We start from the raw sequence: 1,126 nt of genomic DNA on the forward strand, positions 1-1,126 counted from the left end.
GCTTGCACCGCCATTCATCGTCGACGACGGCACGGTCGATATCATCGTCGACCGTTTGGGCGACGCCGTCGATGCCGCGATCGGCAGCATTGCGATCTAGCACACGAGACGCTCACCGACCGGGACTATAGTCCGATCGGCATCAGCCCCGACCTGGCCTCACAGGGCCGCGCCAGACCATCGGCGCGTGGCAGGTCAGGCGACTGCCGGCGCCTGCTTCCTCGCGCGAACCGGCGGCCAGTCGCACGGCGTGCGTGGCGATCTCCTCAATCGGCGGCGCAAAGGTCGTCAGCCGGTAGGAAGCCCAGTCAGCCTGCTCGATGTCGTCGAAGCCGGCGACGCAGAGATCGCGCGGGACGTCGACGCCGACCTCGTGGCGCGCCGCGTCCAGAAAACCGCAGGCGATCAGGTCGGTCACGCAGAATGCCGCATCCGGTCGCTGCCGGCCCGAAAGCAGGCGCCTTGCGCCTTCTGCCCCGGTCGCATAACCCGTGCGGCCCTCGCGCCACTGGATCACCTCCAGTCCTTCCTTGCGCGCTGCGGCAAGAAACGCCGTCTCGCGCGCCACCAGACTGGGCGTGCCGGCTGCCGACGTCACCAGGGCAGGCCTGGTGCAACCGGCACGAAGAAAGGCGTGAAGTGCCGCCTCGGCGGCGGCGGCGTTGTCCACGCCGATGTTATGCGGCCCGTCGAACCGGTCGTCGCGATTGATCAGGATCAGGCGCTGCCCGTTCTCGAGGCAGGTTCGGATCAGCTCCTGCGGCGGCGTGCCGGACAGCACGATCGTCGCATCGGCACGGTAGTTCAGCGTGTTGCGCAGCGCCTGGTCGACATGGTGGCTGGGGCCCGACGTGTTGAAAACCATGGCCACTTTGCCGGCATCCCTCAGATGCTGTGTCAGCGCCCGCAGGATACGGGCTTGGTAGGGCGTGTCGCCATCGGCGACGACAAGGCAGACGATGCCCGTCGATGCCCGCATCAGGCCGCGCGCCAGGTGGTTGACGTGATAGCCGAGCTGCTCTGCCGCCAGAAGCACCCGCTCGCTGGTTTATTCCGAAACGCTGGCGCCGGGCGTGAACGTGCGTGATACCGCCGAGCGCGAAACGCCGGCAAGCTCCGCGACCTG

1 protein-coding gene is annotated in these 1,126 nt (G+C 67.8%); it reads right to left on the minus strand.

The annotated features are described in order from the left end of the window. Window positions 1–142: 142 nt before the first annotated feature. Window positions 143–1,036, minus strand: coding sequence for a substrate-binding domain-containing protein (locus FJ980_RS33340; protein ID WP_348640677.1), 894 nt, complete (start codon window positions 1,034–1,036; stop codon window positions 143–145). Window positions 1,037–1,126: the final 90 nt, after the last annotated feature.

This window comes from Mesorhizobium sp. B1-1-5, assembly GCF_006443065.1.
GTDB lineage: Bacteria > Pseudomonadota > Alphaproteobacteria > Rhizobiales > Rhizobiaceae > Mesorhizobium.